Below are 21,919 nucleotides of genomic sequence, written 5' to 3'. Positions count from 1 at the left end.
TTTGCTGTTTTTTTTCACAGGACCCCTTTGGGTTGAGGGCGCAGTGCCCCTTATTCGGCATTTCAAACTAGCAAAGCTACACCGGGTTTGCAAGGTCTTTTTGGCTTTGGACCCCCCCTCGGACCCTGGGTAACCTCCGTGGCGCTTTCCTTTATTTTTGTTGACAGATAGTCCAAAAGATGGTTAAAGATACTCTTTGTTGAAAGTCACGGCTTTCAAAAATCCAAAAATTTCAGATAGGGGTAAAAAATATGAAACGCACCTACCAGCCGAGCAAAGTGAAGAGGAAGAGAACCCACGGTTTCCGTAAGCGGATGCAGACCAAAAATGGTCAGAGCGTCCTCAAGCGTCGTCGTGCCAAGGGACGTAAAATTCTTGCCGCAACCATCCCTGTTAAATAATTGCCGTAAAGGCTGGACGGTGACAAAAAGTGGAAAGTTTCCGTGCTCGAGACGCCTCAGGGCTCGTCGGGAATTTCTGCAGGCCAGGGAATGCGGGAAAAAAATTCATACCCGGCACTTTATCATCTTCGTCCTGAAAAAGGCTGAGGGCCCCACCCGACTCGGTATTACCGCCAGTCGAAAGGTCGGGGGGGCCGTTCAGCGAAACAGGGTCAAGAGGCTGGTGCGGGAAACGTTTCGCTTTAACTCTCGATTTTGGCCGTGCGACTGCGATTTATCCATCATTGCCAAAAAGGGCGCGCCGCTTCTGGACTTGTCACAGGTGGTCGAAGAACTGGCTGTTCTTAATGCAGCGGAGGTTCGCTGAGGCGGCATGATCAAACGATTCACAATTCTTCTCATACTGTTTTATCAAAAATTTTTATCACCCCTCAAGGGGCCTTCCTGCCGGTTTTATCCCTCCTGTTCTTGTTACACTCTCCAGGCTATTGAAAAATACGGTGTCGGTTCAGGTATTCTCAAGGGAATAGCCCGCCTGTGCCGTTGCCACCCCTGGCATCCCGGAGGGTTCGACCCCCTTAGTTAAATCTCCCCGTATATTTATTCATTCATACCGGAGTCTATCCATGGAAAACAAAAACACCCTGATCGCCCTTACCCTTATGCTGGTGGTCTGGATCGCCTTTAGTTTTATCTTCCCTTCCCGCACTCCGGTTCCGGAAAACAATCCGTCTGTTGTTGAAAAATCATCCGGCGATGAAAAGGTTCAGACCCCTTCTGCCGCAGAATCGGTGGTGGATCAACCCGTCAGTCAGATTTCGCCAGTGGCAGCCACGGTCATCGACGAGGTTCGTGAGATTACCGTCGAAAATGATTTTTTCACAGCAGTTTTCTCATCATCCGGTGCCAGCCTGAAGAGTTTTGTTCTTAAGCAATTCAAGCAAACCAAAGAGGCGGATTCCGGTCTCGTTTCCCTCGTCTCTGCCGGTCCTGAACGGACGACAACCCTGCGCCTGGAGGGAACAGAAAACTTTCGAGTGTCCGGCCAAAACAACTATACAGTGGACATACCAGGTGCTTCATTGACCCTCGCCCCCGGTGAATCCCGTTCCCTTACTTTTTCCTTCACAGACGTCAATGGCCTGGAACTCAAGAAAATTTTCACCTTTAACGGTGACGGCTACGATTTTTCCCTGCAGGTGAATGCGCGCAATCGGGGTCTTCAGGTCCTGCGGGGGAATCTGGTTCTCAATCTCGTCGAACCCTGGGATGATTCCCGCAAGGGCGGCAGCGGGAGTTTTACCGGCCCCGTTTCCCTCGTCGGCGACAAAATCAAAACTGAAGATGTGGACGACCTGGCCAAAGAAGCCAAAATCTACGGATCCGATCTTATTTTCAGCGGTTTCGAAACCACCTATTTCCTTTCGGCTCTTATTCCTCAGGGAGATGCCGTTGAAAAGGTACAAATCGCCAAAAGGGGAGACGTTCTTGAAAATCAGTTCAATACGCCCTATACATCCCTGAACCCTGGGGACGAGGTGAACTTCGGATTTCTCGCCTACTACGGGCCGCGAGACATCGATATTCTCAACACGGTAGATCCCCGGCTAAGCCAGGCCGTCGATTTCGGGTTTTTCGGATTGATCGCTCGGCCCCTGACACAGGTATTGAAGTTCTTTTATACCTATGTCGGCAATTACGGGGTGGCCATTATTCTGCTGACGGTTATCATCAAGCTTCTCTTCTGGCCACTGACCCAGAAGAGTTATCAATCCATGAAATCCATGCAGAAGCTTCAGCCGGAAATGGCCAAAATTCGGGAAAAATTCAAGAATGACAAGGAGCGGCTCAATCGGGAGATCATGACCCTTTATAAAGAAAAAAAGGTCAACCCACTGGGCGGTTGTCTGCCTATGGTTATTCAAATCCCTGTTTTTTTCGCCCTCTATAAGGTTCTCCTTCACAACATCGATCTTCGGCACGCTCCCTTCTTCCTGTGGATTACGGATCTTTCCGTGAAGGACCCTTTTTATATCACCCCTTTGATCATGGGGGCGACCATGTTCATTCAGCAGAAGATGACGCCTACCTCCATGGATCCGAAACAGGCGAAACTCTTCATGCTGATGCCTGTGGTTTTCACCTTCATGTTTCTCAACTTCCCGGCCGGTTTGGTCCTTTACTGGCTCGTTAACAACCTTCTTACTATTCTACAGCAGTACAGGATCAACCGCCCCGCCTGATAACCCCCTCGGGGTGTTTACTTTTTATCGTTGTGGGGCAGTTGACGGAAGATACGGTTTTTCTGGATTATTTGATTGGTGCTCTCTCTGTCACTCTCCCCGTCGGAACATTCCGGCGGGGAGTTGCCATTCAACCGTTTTTTTTATATTGGGACTTACGATGTCGATGGGCAAAACAGGAAGAAAGGGAGGGTACCCGTGGACATACTGAATCATGAGACCATCGTTGCCCCCGCCACGGCCATGGGGGAGGGAGGGGTCGGCATCATCCGCCTGTCCGGGACGGACGCAGAAGGGACCCTTTTGCGCTTTTTCAGACCTACGCGCCCCGTATCCCGACTAACATCCCATCGCCTCTATCACGGACGTATCTATACCAGTGATGAGGTTTTTCTCGACGAGGTCATGGCGGTTGTCATGCGGCAGCCTCACTCCTATACCCGGGAGGATGTGGTTGAAATACATTGCCATGGCGGGACCCTTGTGCTGCGGCGCATTCTTGATCTCCTGATAGACAGCGGCCTTCGTCTCGCTCGGCCCGGAGAATTCACCCTCAGAGCCTTTCTCAATGGTCGCATCGATCTCGCCGAAGCCGAAGGGGTGATAGACCTCATTCGCGCCCGGTCCGAGTCCGCCTGCAGCGTGGCCCTGCAACAGATGGAAGGCGGTCTGTCGCGGGCCATCTACCGGTTTCGCGACGGCACCATGAACCTCCTGGCCGAAATCGAAGCTCAGGTCGACTTCCCCGATGAGGATCTCGACTTTCAGGATCAGGAAAGAATCCTTCAGGCCGGGCGGGCCCTGATGTCCGAGATGGATGCTCTCCTTGCCACCTTTGACAGTGGTCGTGTCCTCCGTGAGGGGCTCTCCATTCTGATTCTGGGTCGCCCCAATGTGGGGAAAAGCTCCCTTCTCAACGCTTTGCTCGGCGAATCCCGTGCCATTGTCACGACGGTTCCAGGCACCACCAGGGATACACTTGAAGAGAATTTTGTTCTCGGCGGGATCCCCCTGAGGATCGTCGACACTGCGGGTGTGCGGATCACCGAGGATCCCGTGGAGGCCGAAGGGGTTCGGCGCGCCCGCGCCCGCATCCCCACGGCTGACCTGATCCTGCTCGTCGTCGACGGAAGCCTTGCCCTTGTCGAGGAGGACCATGAAGTCCTCTCCGCCTGTCTTGGCCGAAACCTGCTCCTGGTGGTCAATAAGGGTGACCTGGCACAAACGCCCCTGTCCGGTGGTTTTGCGGATTTACCCCAGGTGCGTCTTTCTGCGCACACGGGGGAGGGCCTCGATGTTTTGCGGGACACCATCGTCTCCCGCTTTTTGGGCAATTCTTCAGGGGAGGGTCGGGAGTCGATCCTTCTTTCCGACCGGCGGCACCGGGAGGCTCTGGTCCGCTCCCGCGAAGCCCTTGGCAACTTCTCCATCGCCGTCGAACGGCAAGCCCCCGTTGAGCTTCTTTCTGTTGATTTGCGGGGGGCTCTGCAGTCGTTGGGGGAAATTACCGGTGAAACTACCCCCGAGGCCATCCTCGACGTGATCTTTTCCAGATTTTGTATCGGAAAATAAGGTAATGTTTCACGTGAAACAATAGTCTAAGGGTCTGTATTTGTGACCAAATTGGCACCCTGGGTGGTTTGCCGCACTCTTTGATCGGAAACGACGATGTCGAATTACGGAAAACATTATCAGGTGATCGTCGTCGGCGCAGGTCATGCCGGCTGCGAGGCCGCCCTCGCCGCCGCACGGATGGGTTGTGTGACGCTGCTGCTGAATATGAGTCTCGATGCCGTGGCGCAGATGTCCTGCAATCCTGCCATCGGTGGTTTGGCCAAGGGGCACCTGGTGAGGGAAATTGATGCTCTCGGTGGCGAAATGGGGAGAAACATTGACGCTACGGGTATCCAGTTCAGGGTCCTGAACACAAAAAAGGGACCGGCTGTTCGTGCCTCCAGAGCGCAGGCCGATCGCTACCTCTATGCATCGCGGATGAAGGGGGTCGTCGAGCGCCAGGTGCGGCTCGATCTGAAACAGGGCGCCGTGGCCAATCTCTTGCTTGATGGGGATCGCGTCACCGGGGTGACTACACGGGACGGAGTCGTTTACAGCGGCGACACGGTGGTGTTGACCACCGGGACATTCATGCGCGGCCTGATCCACGTCGGGCTCAACCACTATCCGGGGGGAAGGGCAGGGGAGCCGCCCTCCGAGGGGTTGTCCGATTTTTTGCGCGGAATAGGATTGGAGGTCGGGCGGTTGAAAACGGGGACGCCTGCGCGCCTCAACGCCGGGTCCATTGATTTTACGCTTCTCGAGCCGCAGTACGGGGATGATCCTCCTCGACCTTTTTCGGCGGACACGACCCGGATCGAGGGGGAGCAGCTCCCCTGTCATATCACCTATACCCGACCCGAGACCCACGAGATCATCCGGTCCAACCTCGACCGATCCCCCCTCTACAGCGGGGTCATTGAAGGAGTCGGACCGCGCTATTGCCCCTCTATCGAGGACAAGGTCGTCCGTTTTCCGGAAAAAGATCAGCACCAGGTCTTTCTCGAACCGGAAGGCCGGACCAGTGCCGAAGTTTATCCCAACGGTTTATCCACATCCCTTCCCCCAGACGTGCAACTCGCCTTTCTCCGGACCATTCCAGGTCTCGAGAAGGCTGAAATCATGCGTCCGGGGTACGCCATCGAATACGATTATGTCAATCCCGATCAGCTCCATCCGACCCTGGAAACCAAAGGGATCCGCGGACTCTTTCATGCCGGTCAGATCAATGGCACCTCCGGCTACGAAGAGGCCGCCGCCCAGGGGTTGATCGCCGGGATCAACGCCGCCCGCAGGGTCCAAGGAGGGGAGCCGGTGATCATCGGACGGGATCAGGGGTATGTCGGCGTGTTGATCGACGATCTGGTCAATCTCGGAACCTCGGAACCCTACCGGATGTTTACCTCCAGGGCCGAATACCGCCTGTTGTTGCGCGAGGACAACGCCGACCAGCGTCTGACCGAACTCGGTTACCGCATAGGCCTGGTCACCGGCGAGCGCTGGGAACGCTATTGCGCCAAGATGGAAGCGTTGGGTATCGGCCAGGGGCGTCTCCGGGATGTCCGGATCGGCGCCTCGGCGCAGGAGGCGGTCACTCGTCTCGGTTTGAACGATCTCAAAAATGGGGCCTCGCTCGAAGAACTCCTCCGTCGGCCCGATCTCTCCATCGACAAACTCCTTTTTCTCGACGAAACCCTTGCCGGTCTCTCCGGCCCCGTTCTCGAGCAACTCGAAATCGCAACCAAATATGCAGGATATATCGACCGACAACTGGAACAGGTGGCCCGCTTTCATCGCTCGGAAGGCGTTTCCATCCCTCCGGATTTTGATTACGCCGCCGTTTCCGGACTCACCGCCGAGGTCAGGGAAAAGCTTCGAAAGGGGCGGCCGATGACCCTCGGTCAGGCTTCAAGGATTCCCGGTGTCACCCCGGCGGGGATCGCCATTCTTTCCGTCTGTCTGCGCAGGAGGTAGGATGAAGGGCTCACCACTGTTGCAGGATCAACTGTCCGAGATGGGAATCGTCCTTGGAACGGAAACCGAGGAGAAATTGCTGGCCTTTCTCGCGGGTATGCTCAACTGGAATAAAAAGGTCAATTTGACCGCCATTACCGAGCCTCGGGCCGCCATCGAAAAACACCTGGTCGATTCCCTGACCCTCCTGCCGCTTCTGAGGGGGGACGAACGGCTCCTCGATCTCGGGTCGGGAGGCGGCCTGCCGGCGATTCCCCTGAAGATTGCCTCTCCCGGCCTGCAGGTGCTCTCCGTCGATGCGGTGGAGAAAAAAGTCGTCTTTCAGCGCCATATCGCTCGCCAATTAAAACTGGAAAATTTTCAGGCCCATCATGGTCGGGCCGAGTCTCTGTCGAACAATCCCCTCTGGGCCGGTGGTTTTGATCTGGTTGTTTCCCGGGCCTTTACAGCCCTCCCGGCCTTTGCCGCCCTGGCGCTCCCCTGTCTGGCTCCCGGGGGGCGGATTGTCGCCATGAAAGGGGGGGATGGAGTGCGTGAACTGGCGGAGGGTTCGGAGCTTCTCGCCGGACTAGGGCTGGAGTGCAGCGAGGTTCGGTCTCTGCGTCTTCCCGCATCCGACGCGGCACGGACTCTGATCGTCCTGGTGCGCCGAAACGAGGAGGAGGACCACTAGATATGGGGTGTCGAAGTGCTCGAAATACAAGATATCCCAACCTCTTACCAGGCCTTTCCCTGACCCCCTTTTTCCTTTTCAGAGGCACGGGGAATGTGGTAGTCTTTGCCCCCTGTCAAGGTTAAAGGAGAGAGCCCATGGGCCAGATTATTGCCATTGCCAACCAGAAGGGTGGCGTGGGGAAAACGACGACGGCGGTCAATCTATCCGCTTCCCTGGCGGCCGCCGAAAAGCGGACCCTGCTGGTCGACATGGACCCTCAGGCCAATTCCTGCAGTGGCGTCGGCCTCGACAAGGGGAAGCAGGAGTTGACCATCTACAATGCCCTCCTCGGCGAGGTGAGCGCGGAGGAAATCGTTGTCCACACCGACCTCAAACATCTGGATATCCTGCCGGCCAATACCGACCTGATCGGCGCCGAGATTGAGCTGGTGACGGCCATGGCCAGGGAGTTGAAGCTGCAGGGGGTTCTCTCTTCGATTCGCGACCAGTACGACTATATCATCATCGATTGTCCGCCCTCCCTCGGGCTTCTCACCGTGAACGCCCTGACTGCCGCCGATGCCGTCCTGATCCCCCTGCAGTGCGAATTTTACGCCATGGAGGGGATGAGTCAGTTGATGAATACCATCCGACTGATCCAGAAGGAACTCAATCCCCGCCTGACGATCCGGGGGATCCTGCTGACCATGTTCGACGGCCGGAACAACCTGTCCCACCAGGTGAGCGAGGGGATCCGGCAGCATTTTAACGACCTGGTTTTTCAGGTGGTCATTCCGCGCAATGTCCGGCTTTCCGAGGCCCCGAGCCACGGGTTGCCGGTACTTCTCTACGACATCACCTCCCGCGGCGCCACGGCATACCTGGAACTGGCTAAAGAAATCATCGAGACGGGGAACTGATCATGGCAAAAAGACCAGCCCTGGGCAAGGGGATCGGCGCTCTGCTGAATTCTGCGACCCAGGAGGGGGGAAAAAAATATTTTCTCTGTCCCATCGAAGAATTAAAACCCCACAGCAACCAGCCGCGCAAGAATTTCAACGATGAAAAGATGGCGGAACTGGTGGCGTCCATCCAGGCCAAGGGGGTGATTCAACCCCTTGTGGTGCGTCGGGTGGATGATCATTACCAGATCATCGCCGGCGAACGTCGCTGGCGCGCCTCGCAAAAGGCCGGATTGCGGGAAATTCCCGTGGTCATCCAGGATGTCTCAGAGGACTGGGCACTGGAAATGGCCCTGATTGAGAATATCCAGCGCGAGGACCTCAATCCCATCGAAGAGGCCATGGCCTATCAGAACCTGATGGACGGTTTTGACCTGTCGCAGGAGGAGGTGGCACGCCGGGTCGGTAAAGACCGCTCCACGGTCGCCAACTCCCTGCGCCTGCTGCGTCTTCCCGAGCGGGTCCGTGAGGATGTGATGGTCGGCAACCTCAGCATGGGCCATGCTCGCGCTCTTCTCGCGCTGGAAGTGGTCGAGGATATACTCGAGGCGCGGGATCAGGTGGTCCAGAAAAAACTTTCGGTCCGCGAGACGGAGGCCCTGGTTAAAAAGATTAAGAGTTTCGGTAGCTTTCCTAAGGTTAAAGGGAAAAAGGAAAGCGATCCCGAGCTGGTCCACCTGGCCGGGGAACTGAAGCGGGCTCTTGGAACCCAGGTCAAAATCACCCCCCGCGGGAAGGGGGGGCGCATCGAAATTTCCTATTTTAATCCCCAGGATCTGGATCGTCTTCTCGAAGTCCTGGGCGTTTCTTCGAACGAGTTGGCATAAGGCACGGTGTCTCCCATGTTTGGCAGGAAGGACAACAAAATAATGAAAAAAGAAACACCCTTGGCGAAAAGTGAAATCAAGGCGTTCCTCGGCCCCGGCAGTCAGTTTGAAGGAAAGTTGCTCTTCGATGAAATCGTTCGCATCGACGGATCTTTTCGCGGCGAGGTGACTTCCAAAGACACCCTGATCGTCGGCGAAGCCGCCGACATTGAGGCGGAGGTCACGGTCGGGACCCTCATCCTCAGCGGCCGCTTTAAAGGAAACATCAAGGCGGCCACCAAGGTGGAACTCCGTGCTCCCGCTCAGGTGCAGGGGACGATTGAAACCCCGCTGCTGGTGGTGGAGGAGGGGGTCCTGCTCAACGCCACCCTGACGATGAACCGTGGCGGACGTCCCGGTGAGCCGGCGGCCAAAAAATAAGTCGCCGTTCCGTCGAGGCCCGGCGGGGAATTTTTGCCATTGCGGCCAGGGGGAAAACAAATGCCCCTTGACACAAAAAGCCCTATATGGTAGCTATTCGCATCTTTTGCCCGAATGAGGCAAATTTTTAATCCCGAAAATCTTTGTATACAGTATACCGACTTCGCAGGGGGAAACACCTGCGGATGTGACGAGGTGCCGAAGTGATAAGTATCGATTGGACCCTGGGTCTGCAGTTCATCAATTTTGTTGTGCTCATGCTGGCGTTGAACGTCATTCTCTACCGCCCGCTGCGGAAGGTGATGCAACAACGAAAAGAAACCGTCGACGGATCTTACCGGAAGGCGAAATCCCTCGAGGGGGCCATCGATGAAAAGATGGCTCATTACCAGGAACAACTGCAGCAGGCCAAGCTCAAGGGAAATCAGGAAAAGAACGAACTTCGCAGCCAGGCGCATGCCGAGGAAGGGAAAATTCTCTCCGCAGCCCGCGCCACGGCGACGGAGTATATGGACACGATCAAGGTGAAGGTCGCCAGCGAGGCCGACCGTGCCCGCCAGGCCCTCAAGGCCGAAACGGAGGGATTGGCAGCCCAGATTGCCTCCAAGGTTCTCGGAAGGGGGCTGTAATGACCATCTGCAGGGATATGAAAATGAAAAAAGGAAACCTGGTCGCCCTCGCCACCGTCGCCTTCTTAGCTCTGGCCACCGCTGCCCTTGCTTCGACGGGTGGAGAAGGACATGCTGTCGACGGCGGTGTCCTGCTGAAGGATTTTCTTTACCGCTGCTTCAACTTTGCCGTGACTTTCGGTATTCTCGCCTATTTCATCACCAAGCCGATCCGCAAAGGGCTGGCGGGCCGCCGGGAGGGGATTGCTCAGGCTCTCGCTCAGGCCGAGACCGCCCGGCAGGAAGCGGAGGCCAAGTTCGCCGAATACGACGGCAAACTGGCCAAAGCTTCTGCGGAAATCGAGGAGATCTACGCCGAAATCCGCCGCGAGGGGGAATTGGAGCGGGAGAAGATTCTCCTTAACGCCAGGGAGATGGCAGAGAAAATTAAACAGGAGGCGGAAAAGACCGCCGCCCATGAGGTGACCAAGGCTTGTTCAGAGCTGCGCCAGGAAACGGCCAGGATGGCTGTCAGTCTCGCCGAAAACCTGCTCAAAAGGGATTTTACAGCGGACGACAACACCCGTCTGGTCAACGAATACATGCACAAGGTGGGAGAACTAAATTGAGTAACAGCGCGATATCCAGGAGATATGCTCAGGCCCTGGTAAACCTCGGTTCCGAGCAGAAGACGGTGGAGCTCTTTGGTCATGAACTGGCGCAGGTAGGGTCCGTCCTCAAGGGGGAAGACCAGCTGCGGCTCATTCTCGAGTGCCCCACCTTCGCCACGGACAAGAAGGCAGTCATCCTGTCGGAAATTTACGATGCGATGAAGCTTTCGACGGGCATCCGGAATTTTCTCGGTCTCCTTCTGACCAAGGATCGACTCAAGTACCTCTCGGAAATCGAGGGGGACTACCGCAGGCTCGCCGATGAACTCTCGGGTGTCGTGAGGGCGCAGATTACCTCCGCTGTCGAGCTCAATGAGGGCCAGTGCCGCGAGATCCAGTCGGGCCTTGAGAAACAGACCGGAAAGAAAGTCGAATTGAAGGTGCAGCTCGACCCTTCCCTGCTCGGCGGCATCCAGGCCGAAATCGGCGGGAAGGTCTTTGACGGCAGCATCAAAACTCAGCTGAAACGGATTGAAGATACCTTAAAGAAGGGGTGAGATCGTCTTATGGAAATCAGGGCAGAAGAAATCAGCGCAATAATCAAGAAGCAGATTGAGAATTTCGGTCGCGAAGTCGAAGTCAGCGAGACGGGCACCATCATCTCCGTCGGGGACGGCATTGCCCGCATCCACGGCCTCGATCGGGCCATGGCCGGCGAACTCCTCGAGTTCCCGGGCGGCATCATGGGCATGGTCCTCAACCTCGAGGAGGATAATGTCGGTGCGGCTCTCCTCGGCGACTGCCACCATATCAAGGAGGGGGATACCGTCAAGCGCACCGAGCGCATCGTTCAGGTTCCCGTCGGCGAAGCCCTGATCGGCCGCGTCGTCAACGGTATCGGTATTGCCATCGACGGCCTGGGGGAGATCGCGACCGACACCTATCGTCAGGTCGAGATCAAGGCCCCGGGGATTGTCGCCCGTAAATCGGTTCATGAACCGATGCAGACCGGTCTCAAGGCGATTGACGCCATGGTTCCCATCGGTCGCGGGCAGCGCGAGCTGATCATCGGCGACCGCCAGACCGGCAAGACGGCCGTCGCCACCGATACCATCATCAATCAGAAGGGGCAGGGCGTCATCTGCATCTATGTCGCCATCGGTCAGAAACGCTCGACGGTGGCCCAGGTGGTGGACAGGCTCAAGCACCACGGCGCCATGGACTACACCATCGTCGTATCCGCCAGTGCCTCCGACCCGGCTCCCCTTCAGTTTATTTCTCCCTACACCGGCGTGACCATGGGTGAGTACTTCCGCGATAACGGCAAGCATGCCCTGATTATCTACGATGATCTCTCCAAGCAGGCCGTCGCTTATCGCCAGCTTTCTCTCCTCCTGCGCCGCCCCCCGGGACGTGAAGCCTATCCCGGCGACGTCTTTTACCTGCACAGCCGCCTTCTCGAGCGGGCCTGCAAGCTCAACGACGAACTCGGCGCCGGAAGCCTCACCGCCCTGCCGATCATTGAGACCCAGGCCGGTGACGTTTCTGCTTATATCCCGACCAACGTCATCTCCATCACCGACGGTCAGATCTTCCTCGAAACCGACCTTTTCTATTCCGGCGTTCGTCCTGCCATCAACGTCGGTCTCTCCGTTTCCCGCGTCGGCGGAAGCGCCCAGATCAAGGCGATGAAGCAGGTTGCCGGCACCTTGCGTCTGGCCCTGGCTCAGTACCGCGAGATGGCCGCCTTCGCCCAGTTCGGTTCCGACCTCGATGCGGCGACCCAGCGTCAGCTCGCCCGCGGCGCCCGCCTGGTGGAAATTCTCAAGCAGGGACAATACCAGCCTCTCCCCGTCGAGAAGCAGGTTGTGGTTATCTATGCCGCCAACAACGGCTTTATCGACCAGTACGAAGTGAACGACATCTGTCGCTACGAGTCGGAACTCCTCTCCTTTCTGGAGGCCAAGCAGGGGCAGCTGCTGACCGATCTGCGCGAGAAAAAGGCGATCGACGCCGATCTCGACGGCCGCATCAAGGCCGCCCTTGAGGATTTCAAAGGGCAGTTCGCGACCGCATAAACCGCAAGCAAAGGTAAGGACAGATGGCAAATCTCAAGGATATAAAAAAGCGAATCAGCTCGGTAAAAAATACCCAGCAGATCACCAAGGCGATGAAGATGGTTTCCGCCTCCAAGCTCCGGCGAGCCCAAAGCGCCGTGGTCGCGGCCCGACCTTATGCCGACAAGATGCTCGACGTCCTCTCCAGTCTTGCTGCCCGAGAGGACCAGAGCGCTCATCCTCTTCTTCAGGAACGGGGAATGGGACGGGCCCTGGTGGTGCTGATGACAGCCGACCGCGGACTCTGCGGCGGTTTCAACGGCAATGTCTCCAAGGGTGCCGAGCGTTTTATCCGCGCCAACAGCGCCGGGTTTGAGGGGTATGATCTTCTGATCATCGGCCGCAAGGGGAAGGAGCTTCTTAAACACCGCTCCGGCCTGACCATCACCAAGGTTTACGAGAACATCACCGGCAGCATTACCTACAGCACGGCGGCGCTGCTCGGCCAGGAGATCGTCGAGGGGTACATCGGTGACCGGTATGATGCCGTATTTCTGGTCTACAACGCTTTCCGAAGCGCCATCTGCCAGGAAGTAACCATTGACAAACTCCTTCCCATCGTTCCGAAGACGATCGAAGAAGGGGAGCAGGTGACCGAATACCTCTACGAGCCGAATCGCGGCGAGGTTCTCGCGCAGCTGTTGCCGAAACATGTCGAGGTGCAGGTCTTCCGGGCGCTGCTCGAATCGGTAGCGTCCGAACTCGGGGCCCGGATGAGTGCCATGGACAGTGCCAGCAAGAATGCGGCGGAAATGATCGGCAAGCTGACGCTGCAGTATAACAGGGCGCGCCAGGCGGCGATCACCAAGGAGCTGATGGAAATCATCTCCGGATCCGAATCCATTAAGTAACAACACGAACGATGATCCACACCTGGTGAGGGGTGGGAAAAAAGGAGGAATGGTTCATCATGAATAAAGGAAAGATCACTCAGGTTATCGGTCCCGTCGTCGACGTGGAATTCGAGGCCGGTAAACTCCCCGAGATTTATTACGCTCTGAAAATCACCAACCCCTCCCTCGGTGAAGGCGAATGGAACCTGGTCGTCGAGGTTGCCCAGCACCTCGGCGAGAATACGGTCCGGGCCATCGCCATGGATTCCACCGACGGCCTGGTCCGCGGTCAGGAGGTTTTGGACACGGGCAAGCAGATCCTTATGCCTGTCGGTCGCGGCACCCTGGGGCGCATCCTCAACGTCGTCGGCGAGCCGGTGGACGAGATGGGTCCGGTCAAGACCGATAAAAACTGGGAAATCCATCGTCCGGCCCCCGACTTCATCGACCAGTCGACCAAGGTTGAAGCCTTCGAAACCGGAATCAAGGTTGTCGACCTTCTGGCGCCCTACGCCCGCGGCGGCAAAATCGGCCTCTTCGGCGGAGCCGGCGTCGGCAAAACCGTTCTGATCATGGAACTGATCCATAACATCGGCAAGCAGCATGGCGGCTTTTCGGTCTTCGCCGGCGTCGGCGAGCGGACACGGGAAGGAAACGACCTGTGGCACGAGATGAAGGAGTCGGGGGTTCTCGAGAAGACCGCCCTGATTTACGGCCAGATGAACGAGCCCCCCGGGGCCCGGGCCCGCGTCGCCCTTTCCGCCCTGACCGTCGCCGAATACTTCCGCGATGAGGAAGGACAGGACGTCCTCCTTTTCATCGACAATATTTTCCGGTTTACCCAGGCCGGGTCGGAAGTTTCGGCCCTCCTTGGCCGTATCCCCTCGGCCGTCGGCTACCAGCCGACCCTGTCGACGGAAATGGGTGAGCTTCAGGAGCGGATCACCACCACACACAAGGGTTCCATTACCTCGGTTCAGGCTATTTATGTTCCCGCCGACGACCTGACGGACCCGGCTCCGGCCACCGCCTTCGCCCATCTCGATGCGACAACCGTTCTCTCCCGACAGATTGCCGAACTCGGGATCTATCCCGCCGTCGATCCGCTCGACTCCACCAGCCGCATCCTCGACCCCCAGGTCGTCGGCGCGGAGCATTATAAAATCGCCCGCGACGTTCAGTATGTTCTGCAGCGTTACAAAGACCTCCAGGACATCATCGCCATCCTCGGCATGGACGAACTCTCCGAGGAAGACAAGCTGGTCGTGGCCCGTGCCCGCAAGATTCAGCGTTTCCTGTCCCAGCCGTTCCACGTGGCCGAGGTTTTTACCGGGTCTCCCGGCAAGTATGTCGAACTCAAGGACACCATTCGCGGCTTTCAGGAAATCGTCGAAGGCAAGCACGACGACCTTCCCGAGCAGGCCTTCTACCTGGTGGGCACCATCGAAGAGGCCATCGAAAAGGCCAAGAAGCTGGCGGCCTGATAGACGAAGCAACGGCGGGTCCTGACGGGGCCCGCCATCGCGCCAAAGGACGTTCGTAATGGCAGAAAAGCTCAGACTGGAAATGGTCACACCCTACAAGAAAGTTCTCTCCCAGGAGGTCGACGAGATTGTCGCGCCTGGCGTCATCGGTGAGTTCGGCGTGCTTCCCGGGCATACTCCGATGTTGACCACCCTCAAGATCGGCGAACTGACCTATCGTCAGGGTGCCGAGTCCTATCACGTCGCCGTGAACTGGGGGTACGTGGAGGTGGAAAACGATACCGTGACCGTGCTGGTGGAAACGGCCGAGCCGGCCGATGAAATCGACCTGGATCGGGCCAAGCTGGCACTCGGTCGCGCCGAAGAGGCTCTCAAGCGTCTCGGACCGGAGGACAAGGAATTTATCGTCATGCAGGCCGCACTCGAGCGGGCCATGATAAGGATCATGGTTGCCGGGCGCAAGGCACAGCGCGGCCACTGAGAGTCAGGTACAAGACATGAAGAGGGAAAAGGGGCGGACCTTCAGGTCCGCCCCTTTTTTCTGTGGTGTCTGCCGTGTTAAACCAGGGATGTTTAAATGCCGAGGCGGGACAGGGTCGAGGCGTTGAATCGGACGATCAGTGTCCCCGTTCCTCAAGGAGCTGTGAAAGTTTCTGCTCGACAATGGTGAGGTGTTCCACCATCCTCAGGCGGGCCTCTTCGGGCTCGCGGCGGGCGATGGCGTCGACGATCGCCTCATGTTGCCGGAGGAGGAGTTCGGCATACCCCTCTTTGCGGTAAAATTCGAAAAGGGCCACCTCGATGGTGGCCTTGAACAGACCGTGGATGGTGTTGAGGACGTGCTGCTGGATGGTGTTGTGGCTGGCGGCGGTGATGGTGTAGTGGAAGCGGGTATCGATTTCGGCTCCCCAGCCACCCGACGGGACTTTTTTCCGCATCTCTTCGAGGAGAGCGCGAAGCTCGGCAATCTCTTCTTCGGTGGCGTTCCTGGCGGCGAGGTAGGAGGACCATCCCTCAAGACCCATGCGGACTTCGGCGAGGGCATGAAGAAGGTTGGGGTCCCGCTCGACCAGGTTGCTCAGGGGGTCGGCGAGGGCTTTGTCGGCGACGGAACGGACGTAGGTCCCACCCCCCTGGCGGGATTCCACCAGACCCAGCGCCTCGAGAACCATGATCGCTTCGCGTACGGAGGGACGGCTGACTCCGAGGGCCGTGGCGAGATCCCGCTCGGAGGGGATACGCTCGCCGGGTTTGAGTTGTCCCTGGGATATGTGCTGGATGATCTGTTCGACGATTTCTTCAGAAATCTTTTTTGGCCGGATCGGTTTGAACATGGTGGTCATGCCATTTCCCCTCTTGGCGTAGTGGTATGACCAGGTATCTAGCATGCCGGAGGGAAAAGGTCAAGTGACGGAATTCGTTCCCCGGGGATAGGGTCTGCGATCATGGGTCGAGCCATCATACATCTCGATATGGATGCCTTTTTCGCGGCGGTGGAGCAGCGCGACTTTCCTGAACTGCGGGGCAAACCGGTCATTGTCGGCGGCAGCCCGGAGCGAGGGGTCGTTTGCGCCTGTTCCTATGAAGCCCGTCCCTTCGGGGTTCGATCCGCCATGGGGATGTCCAGGGCCTTGCGCCTCTGTCCCCAGGCGCTGGTCCGGCCGGTGCGAATGGGTCGTTACCGGGAGATTTCCCTGGCGGTTTTCGCCATTTTCCGCCGATACACGGACCGTGTCGAGCCGCTGTCCATCGACGAAGCCTTTCTCGATGTCACCGGCTGCGAACGGCTCTTCGGCACCCCTGTGGAGATCGCAGCCAGGATTCGCCGCGAGGTCCGGGAACAACTCGGCCTGGTGGTCAGTGCCGGGATCGCCCCCAACAAGCTTTTGGCCAAACTCGCCTCCGAACAGGGGAAACCCGACGGTCTCTACGCCATCCGGGAGGAGGAAGTTGAGTCCTTCCTGCACCCTCTCCCCGTCGGCCGCCTCTGGGGAGTCGGTCCCGTCGCCTCCCGGCGTCTGGAGAACGGCGGGATCAAAACCGTGGGCGATCTGCAATCCCTTTCCCGTGAGTATCTGGAGCGTCACTTCGGGTCCTTCGGCCCGACCCTCTTCGAAATGGCCCGGGGGCACGACGATCGGGAGGTGGTCTCCGGCGGCACAGCCCAGTCGCTCGGTCATGAAGAAACCTTCGATTGCGACCTTTGGCAGCCGGAGGATATGGAGCGGGAACTGCTGGGCATTGCCGAGAGGGTCGCCCGCCGCCTGCGGCGCCTGGGATTCAGCGGCCGCTGCATTACGCTTCGGGTCAAGTATTCCGACCACATCTCCGTGACCAGGAGCCATACCCTGGCCCGCGGGGAGGAGAGCTCCGGCGAAATCCACAGGATCGCCGTCGAGCTTCTCCAGCGGACGGAAGCCGGGAGCCGGGCGGTGCGTCTTCTCGGCATCACGCTGAGTCAGCTCGGTCAGAGGGGGTCGGGACAGGAGAGTCTCTTCGATGAGGACGACAGGCGGCGCCGGGAGACATTGAACCGGACCCTCGACGGCTTGCAGGAGCGCTTTGGTGAATGGGGAATTTGCCGGGGGTCGCTCCTTGCACCTCCAGGGAGAAGGGAAGGGGGCGACGGCGACCAGGGGTCTTAGCAGGGCTCCGGCCCAGAGGGGTCCGGGGGGCTCTGATATCAGGTCGCCTGGTGAACCGGCGGGCCGAGCATTCCGGGATGGAGATTGATGAAGGGGATGCGAAAAGAGGAGGGGTCATGCATCGCCGGTTGAGCCGCCGGCGATGTTTTCCAGATTCTGGGTCGCTGTCGGCTCGCCGAGGGTGATGAGAACATCCCCCGCTTCGATGAGGATGGACGGGGGGGGGTTGAACAGCATCTGTCCATCGACCTTCTTGATGCCGACAATGATTATGCCCAGGTCGCGGCGGATCCCCGAGGTCACCAGCGTCTTGTTGACCAGAGACGATTTGAGGGTGACCCGGATTTCTTCGAGCTGCAATTCAAGATTTCGGCTGGCCGTGGCGATCTCGATGAAATCGACCACCGAGGGACGGAGGATGGCCTGGGCCATCCTGCTGGCACCGATGGTATAGGGGGAAACGACCTTGGTCGCACCGGCGCGGCGCAGCTTCTTTTCCGAACCTTCTTCCCCGGAGCGGGCGAGGATGAAGAGATCGGGGTTGAGGCCCCTGGCCGTGAGGGTAATATAGACGTTTTCCGTGTCGGAGGTCACAGCGGTAATCAGCCCCTTGGCGCGGCGGATGCCGGCGGCAATCAGGGTGTCGTCGTCGGTGGCGTCGCCGCGTACGTAGAGCACTCCGTCGCCTGCCAGTTTTTCCACCAGGGTCGGGTCCTTTTCCACGACGACGAAGGGAAGAGGGCGGGCATGGAATTCCTTGCAGATGAGGGTCCCGATCCGCCCGTAGCCGCAGATGATGTAATGCCCCTGGAGTTTGCTGATCTGATTTTCCAACTTCTTCCTCCCGAGAATGAGCCGCAGTTGTCCCTCGACCATGAACTGGACGAGACTCCCCACCGCATAGGCGATAATCCCCGCGCCAAAAATAATCAGGGCGATGGTGAAGGCCTTCCCCTGGTCGGAGAGATCGTGGACCTCGCGGAAGCCGACGGTGGCCAGGGTAATGACCGTCATGTAGAGGGCTTCGAAGGGGGTCCAGCCCTCGATGAGTGTATACCCCAGAGTGCCGCAGCCGACGACAATGACAAGAATAGACAGGGAAAAACGGAGATGGCGGACGGGATCCATAAATTATCAGTCCTGGGTAAAAATCCAGATACTATCGATGCACAGCAAAAAAATCAAGGAGATATGGTGACTTGGCTCGCGGTCGCGGGAGAGAAAAATCTTGACATGATATGTATACTGTATACAATTTGACCAAAATATACTCTATGGAGAAACCAGTTTGCGAAGAAAGCCGATCGAACGCCACCAGACCCTGCGAGAGAAGATACTGGAAACAATACGCGAAGCGATTCTCAAGGGTTCGCTCAAGCCGGGGGAGAAGGTGGCCGAGCCCGAACTTGCCGAGCGCTTCGGGATCAGCCGCACCCCGATTCGGGAGGCCTTTCGGCAGCTGGAGTCGGAGGGATACCTGACCGTCATCCCCCGCAAGGGGGCGGTGGTGACGTCCCTGTCCGAACGGGATGTGGAGGAGTTTTATGCCATCAAAAGCATTCTCGAAGGGTATGCCGCGCGCATTGCCGCAGAACGGCTGACCGATCGCGACATCGAACGTCTCGAGGGAATCAACAATCGGCTGGAACAGCTCGCCCGGGACGGCGATGTGAAAACCTTTTTCCGTGTGCACAACGAGTTCCACGAACTCTTCATTCGTGCGGCGGGAAACGAAAAGCTCTTCGATCTGATCAGTCACCTGATGATGAAGTTCAACCGGCCGCGCATGGCCTCCCTGGCGCTGCCGGGTCGGATGGAAATTTCCGTTCAGGAGCACCACAAGATCATTGAAGCCTTCAAGGCCCACGACGGTGAACGGGCTGACAACCTGGTGCGCAAGACCGCCGCCTACGGCGGGCAGGTTCTGATCCAGAGTCTGGCCAAGGAAGAGGGGCGTCGCGTCGAAAAATCGGTGTTGCGACGATCCATCGACGTCTGACCGAGGTGGATGAAGTTCAACGGGGAGCAGGATCTGACCCGGCGGCCCTTCCGGGCGCGCCGGGTTTTTTTTGGGGAGGGAGGGGGATCAGCGGTCTTCCATGTCGAGTTTAAAGAAGTCCCGGGCCCGGGGCTTCTTGTCGTCGAGGGCGTAATGGGTTGGCGCGGTCCCGGGGGCAAAAACTTCAATGATGGAGTCGGCGTTATCTTCGGGAGCCAGAAGGCCGGTCTGGGGATCGATGGCGCGAAACTCGATGGAGTCGGGAACCGGGAATTCCAGGGGTTCGAAATTGGCCACGGCAGCCGTCATGAAATCAACCCAGGCCGGGGCCGCCGCCTTGGAGCCTGTCTCGTCCTCGCCGAGAGGGCGTTCCTGATCGTAGCCGACCCAGGAGACGGCCGCCAGTTGAGGGACGTAACCGGCGAACCAGGCGTCCTTGAGGTCGTTGGTGGTGCCGGTTTTGGCGGCGACGGGACGGTGCAGCGCCTTGGCGCGCCAGCCGGTGCCGTTTTGCACCACGCTCTCCATCAGATTGGAAATCAGATAGGCCGTTTCCGGGGAGATCACCCGTTCGGGGGACTGACGGATGAGTTTTTGTCCGGGGCCGATTCCATCGGGAAAATCGGCGGGATCCGTCGATTCGAGGACCTGGCCGTCCCGGTCGAGAATCCGGGTGATGTAGGTCGGGGCGAGGCGGACACCGCCATTGGCGAAGACGCTGTAGGCGGTGGCGAGTTCGAGGGGGGTGAGTGCCGAGGATCCAAGGGCCAGGGTCAGGTCCTTGTCCATCGGCGAGACGATACCCAGCTTGTGAGCGTAGTTGGCGGCGTAGCCGACGCCGATATCCTCGAGCACCCGGATGGTGATGACGTTGTGCGAGTGCGTCAAGGCGGTGCGCAGAGAGGTGGCGCCGTAGAACTTGTCGCCGTAGTTCTTCGGTTTCCATTCCGTTTCCTCCCCGGCGCCGGATTTTTCCTTGAAAATCAAAGGCGTATCGAGGAGGACGGTACCGGGGGTGTATCCCTTGTCGAGGGCGGCCGCGTAGATCAGCGGTTTGAAGGCCGAGCCGGGGAGACGGTGGGCCTGAATCACCCGGTTGAACTGGCTCCTGGTGAAATCGTATCCGCCGATCATCGCCTTGACTTCGCCGTTGCGAGGGTCGAGGGCGATCAGCGCCCCCTGGGCGAGGGGTTCCTGGTCGAGGGCCAGAAGGAGTGAGCCGTCGGGGCGAACTTCCTGGACCCGCACCTGGAGAACGGAGCCGATGGGGAGTTGAGAGACAGAGGTCGGAGTGGCGGTGGCGGAAATGACGCGCAGGGACCCGGCCCACCGGCTCAGTTCAGCGGGGATCTGTCCCCGGAAGGACCCGAGCTGCAGAGAGAGGCCCTCCTTGGTGGCACCGGTCAGAAGGGCGTCGAAATAGGCACCGGCCTCCGGCGGGGTCTCGCTGAAGGCCGAGGTCTGTTCGGCGAGAAAGGTTTCGGCCTCTTCGCCGTGGAGGACCCGGAGAGGGCCTCGGAAACCCTGGCGCTTGTCGTGAGCGCGCAGATTTTCGCGGACGGCCTTTTGCGCCTCCTGCTGCATGGAGAGATTCATGGTGGTCTGAATCTCCAGGCCGGCGGTATAGAGGCGGTCCTCCCCGAAGGTTTCCTCGAGGTAGCGGCGAACCTGTTCGGTGAAGTAGGCGGCTTCGGTGATGTGGGTGTTCACCCGGGGGTGAATGACCAGGGTCTCCGCCATGGCCGCGGTCGCCTGGTCGTTGGTGATGTACCCCTCCTCGACCATGCGGCCGAGGACGTATTTCTGGCGCTCCTTGGCGCGATCCAGGTGGCGGTAGGGGGAGTAACGGCTCGGGGCCTGGGGAAGTCCGGCGAGGAGGGACAGTTCGCCGAGCGTGAGGTCCTCTATGTTTTTGTCGAAATAGTTTTCTGCCGCCGCCTGGACCCCGTAGGCCCCGTGGCCGAGATAGATCTGGTTGAGGTAGAGGTAGAGGATATCGTCCTTGGAGAGTTTTTTCTCCATGCGCCGGGCGAGAATCGCTTCCTTGAATTTTCTCTCGAATTTCTTCTCCGGGGAAAGAAGGAGGCTTTTGGCCACCTGCTGGGTTATGGTGCTCCCCCCTTGGACGATCCCTCCGGCTTTCAGGTTCTTGAGGGCGGCGCGGAGGATGGAGGGGAGGTCGATCCCCTGGTGCTGGAAAAAGTTGGAATCTTCGGCGGCGACGAAGGCCTCGATGAGCTGCCGCGGCATGGTGGCTACGGGGACGACGATGCGTCGCTCCTTGTAGAATTCGGCGATGATCGCTCCGTCCTCGCTGTAGACCCGGGTGATGATCGGCGGACGGTAGTCGGCCAGGGTATCGACCCGTGGCAGGGTTCGGGAAACATAGAGGTAGGCACCGGCCCCGGTCAGAATTCCGACCAGGGCCAGGGCGCCTCCGGACAGCAGGAGGATGCGCAACGGCTTAGGTATAGTCATGGTAGCTTCAAGTGCTCCCTTGGTAAAAGAATCAATTAATACCACAATTCGGTGGAGACCGGCAACCGTTTTGCCGTTTGCCGGCCTCTGCCCCTGTGCTATAGTGAC

The 21,919-nt window shown here is 58.4% G+C and carries 22 protein-coding genes; 19 read left to right on the top strand and 3 right to left on the bottom strand.

Annotated elements, in window-relative coordinates:
• The first annotated feature begins 251 nt into the window (after positions 1 to 251).
• The 17 genes from rpmH (at position 252) to DSOUD_RS17565 (ending at position 15,170) form a co-directional block, all read left to right on the top strand.
• On the top strand, positions 252 to 401 hold the full coding sequence (rpmH, locus tag DSOUD_RS18130; RefSeq protein ID WP_082351373.1) for a 50S ribosomal protein L34: 150 nt from the start codon (positions 252 to 254) through the stop codon (positions 399 to 401).
• Complete coding sequence (gene rnpA, locus DSOUD_RS19225; protein WP_232426471.1) at positions 355 to 768, top strand: ribonuclease P protein component; 414 nt, start codon at positions 355 to 357, stop codon at positions 766 to 768. Before rpmH ends, rnpA begins: the two co-directional genes overlap by 47 nt.
• A gap of 6 nt (positions 769 to 774) precedes the next feature.
• The gene (gene yidD, locus DSOUD_RS18120; protein ID WP_082351371.1) at positions 775 to 987 is read left to right on the top strand and encodes a membrane protein insertion efficiency factor YidD; all 213 of its coding nucleotides are present in this window, start codon (positions 775 to 777) and stop codon (positions 985 to 987) included.
• 40 nt (positions 988 to 1,027) lie between these two features.
• The gene (gene yidC / locus DSOUD_RS17630; RefSeq protein ID WP_053552230.1) at positions 1,028 to 2,644 is read left to right on the top strand and encodes a membrane protein insertase YidC; all 1,617 of its coding nucleotides are present in this window, start codon (positions 1,028 to 1,030) and stop codon (positions 2,642 to 2,644) included.
• Positions 2,645 to 2,842: 198 nt separating this feature from the next.
• Complete coding sequence (gene mnmE, locus DSOUD_RS17625; RefSeq protein ID WP_232426470.1) at positions 2,843 to 4,216, top strand: tRNA uridine-5-carboxymethylaminomethyl(34) synthesis GTPase MnmE; 1,374 nt, start codon at positions 2,843 to 2,845, stop codon at positions 4,214 to 4,216.
• 96 nt (positions 4,217 to 4,312) lie between these two features.
• Positions 4,313 to 6,172, top strand: a complete 1,860-nt coding sequence (gene mnmG, locus DSOUD_RS17620; RefSeq protein WP_053552229.1) for a tRNA uridine-5-carboxymethylaminomethyl(34) synthesis enzyme MnmG — start codon at positions 4,313 to 4,315, stop codon at positions 6,170 to 6,172.
• A gap of 1 nt (position 6,173) precedes the next feature.
• Entirely contained in the window at positions 6,174 to 6,845 is a 672-nt protein-coding gene (rsmG, locus tag DSOUD_RS17615) for a 16S rRNA (guanine(527)-N(7))-methyltransferase RsmG (protein ID WP_053552228.1), read from the top strand.
• Positions 6,846 to 6,982: 137 nt separating this feature from the next.
• Positions 6,983 to 7,747, top strand: coding sequence for a ParA family protein (locus tag DSOUD_RS17610; RefSeq protein WP_053552227.1), 765 nt, complete (start codon positions 6,983 to 6,985; stop codon positions 7,745 to 7,747).
• 2 nt (positions 7,748 to 7,749) lie between these two features.
• Positions 7,750 to 8,616, top strand: a complete 867-nt coding sequence (locus tag DSOUD_RS17605) for a ParB/RepB/Spo0J family partition protein (RefSeq protein ID WP_053552226.1) — start codon at positions 7,750 to 7,752, stop codon at positions 8,614 to 8,616.
• 42 nt (positions 8,617 to 8,658) lie between these two features.
• A complete protein-coding gene (locus DSOUD_RS17600) occupies positions 8,659 to 9,036 on the top strand; it encodes a bactofilin family protein (RefSeq protein ID WP_232426469.1) in 378 nt (125 codons plus the stop codon).
• A 203-nt stretch (positions 9,037 to 9,239) separates the two neighbouring features.
• The gene (locus DSOUD_RS17595; protein ID WP_053552224.1) at positions 9,240 to 9,665 is read left to right on the top strand and encodes an ATP synthase F0 subunit B; all 426 of its coding nucleotides are present in this window, start codon (positions 9,240 to 9,242) and stop codon (positions 9,663 to 9,665) included.
• Positions 9,666 to 9,688: 23 nt separating this feature from the next.
• Positions 9,689 to 10,273 carry a F0F1 ATP synthase subunit B gene (atpF, locus tag DSOUD_RS17590; protein WP_053552447.1) on the top strand — a complete coding sequence of 195 codons (585 nt, stop codon included), beginning with the start codon at positions 9,689 to 9,691 and terminating at the stop codon, positions 10,271 to 10,273.
• On the top strand, positions 10,270 to 10,812 hold the full coding sequence (atpH, locus tag DSOUD_RS17585; protein ID WP_053552223.1) for an ATP synthase F1 subunit delta: 543 nt from the start codon (positions 10,270 to 10,272) through the stop codon (positions 10,810 to 10,812). The genes atpF and atpH overlap by 4 nt, the downstream gene beginning before the upstream one ends.
• 9 nt (positions 10,813 to 10,821) lie before the next feature.
• Positions 10,822 to 12,333 (top strand): F0F1 ATP synthase subunit alpha, encoded by a 1,512-nt coding sequence (gene atpA, locus DSOUD_RS17580; protein ID WP_053552222.1) that lies wholly within the window; start codon positions 10,822 to 10,824, stop codon positions 12,331 to 12,333.
• Between the two features lie 23 nt (positions 12,334 to 12,356).
• Complete coding sequence (gene atpG, locus DSOUD_RS17575; protein WP_053552221.1) at positions 12,357 to 13,223, top strand: ATP synthase F1 subunit gamma; 867 nt, start codon at positions 12,357 to 12,359, stop codon at positions 13,221 to 13,223.
• A 59-nt stretch (positions 13,224 to 13,282) separates the two neighbouring features.
• The gene (gene atpD, locus DSOUD_RS17570) at positions 13,283 to 14,689 is read left to right on the top strand and encodes a F0F1 ATP synthase subunit beta (protein WP_053552220.1); all 1,407 of its coding nucleotides are present in this window, start codon (positions 13,283 to 13,285) and stop codon (positions 14,687 to 14,689) included.
• A gap of 58 nt (positions 14,690 to 14,747) precedes the next feature.
• On the top strand, positions 14,748 to 15,170 hold the full coding sequence (locus DSOUD_RS17565) for a F0F1 ATP synthase subunit epsilon (RefSeq protein WP_053552219.1): 423 nt from the start codon (positions 14,748 to 14,750) through the stop codon (positions 15,168 to 15,170).
• Between the two features lie 136 nt (positions 15,171 to 15,306).
• On the opposite strand, the gene DSOUD_RS17560 is transcribed toward DSOUD_RS17565, so the two are convergent.
• On the bottom strand, positions 15,307 to 16,032 hold the full coding sequence (locus DSOUD_RS17560) for a FadR/GntR family transcriptional regulator (RefSeq protein ID WP_053552218.1): 726 nt from the start codon (positions 16,030 to 16,032) through the stop codon (positions 15,307 to 15,309).
• A gap of 102 nt (positions 16,033 to 16,134) precedes the next feature.
• Between DSOUD_RS17560 and dinB the strand changes: the two genes are divergently transcribed.
• Complete coding sequence (gene dinB / locus DSOUD_RS17555; protein WP_053552217.1) at positions 16,135 to 17,334, top strand: DNA polymerase IV; 1,200 nt, start codon at positions 16,135 to 16,137, stop codon at positions 17,332 to 17,334.
• Between the two features lie 114 nt (positions 17,335 to 17,448).
• On the opposite strand, the gene DSOUD_RS17550 is transcribed toward dinB, so the two are convergent.
• Positions 17,449 to 18,462, bottom strand: a complete 1,014-nt coding sequence (locus DSOUD_RS17550; protein ID WP_053552216.1) for a potassium channel family protein — start codon at positions 18,460 to 18,462, stop codon at positions 17,449 to 17,451.
• 160 nt (positions 18,463 to 18,622) lie between these two features.
• Between DSOUD_RS17550 and DSOUD_RS17545 the strand changes: the two genes are divergently transcribed.
• Positions 18,623 to 19,333: a GntR family transcriptional regulator gene (locus DSOUD_RS17545; protein ID WP_053552215.1), complete on the top strand. Its 711-nt coding sequence runs from the start codon at positions 18,623 to 18,625 to the stop codon at positions 19,331 to 19,333.
• Between the two features lie 87 nt (positions 19,334 to 19,420).
• Here the strand turns inward: DSOUD_RS17545 and DSOUD_RS17540 are convergent, their stop codons facing one another.
• Positions 19,421 to 21,811 (bottom strand): penicillin-binding protein 1A, encoded by a 2,391-nt coding sequence (locus DSOUD_RS17540; protein WP_053552214.1) that lies wholly within the window; start codon positions 21,809 to 21,811, stop codon positions 19,421 to 19,423.
• Positions 21,812 to 21,919: the final 108 nt, after the last annotated feature.

The organism is Desulfuromonas soudanensis (genome assembly GCF_001278055.1).
Classification (GTDB): domain Bacteria; phylum Desulfobacterota; class Desulfuromonadia; order Desulfuromonadales; family WTL; genus Deferrimonas; species Deferrimonas soudanensis.
This window is presented reverse-complemented; position numbering and strand designations above follow the sequence as displayed.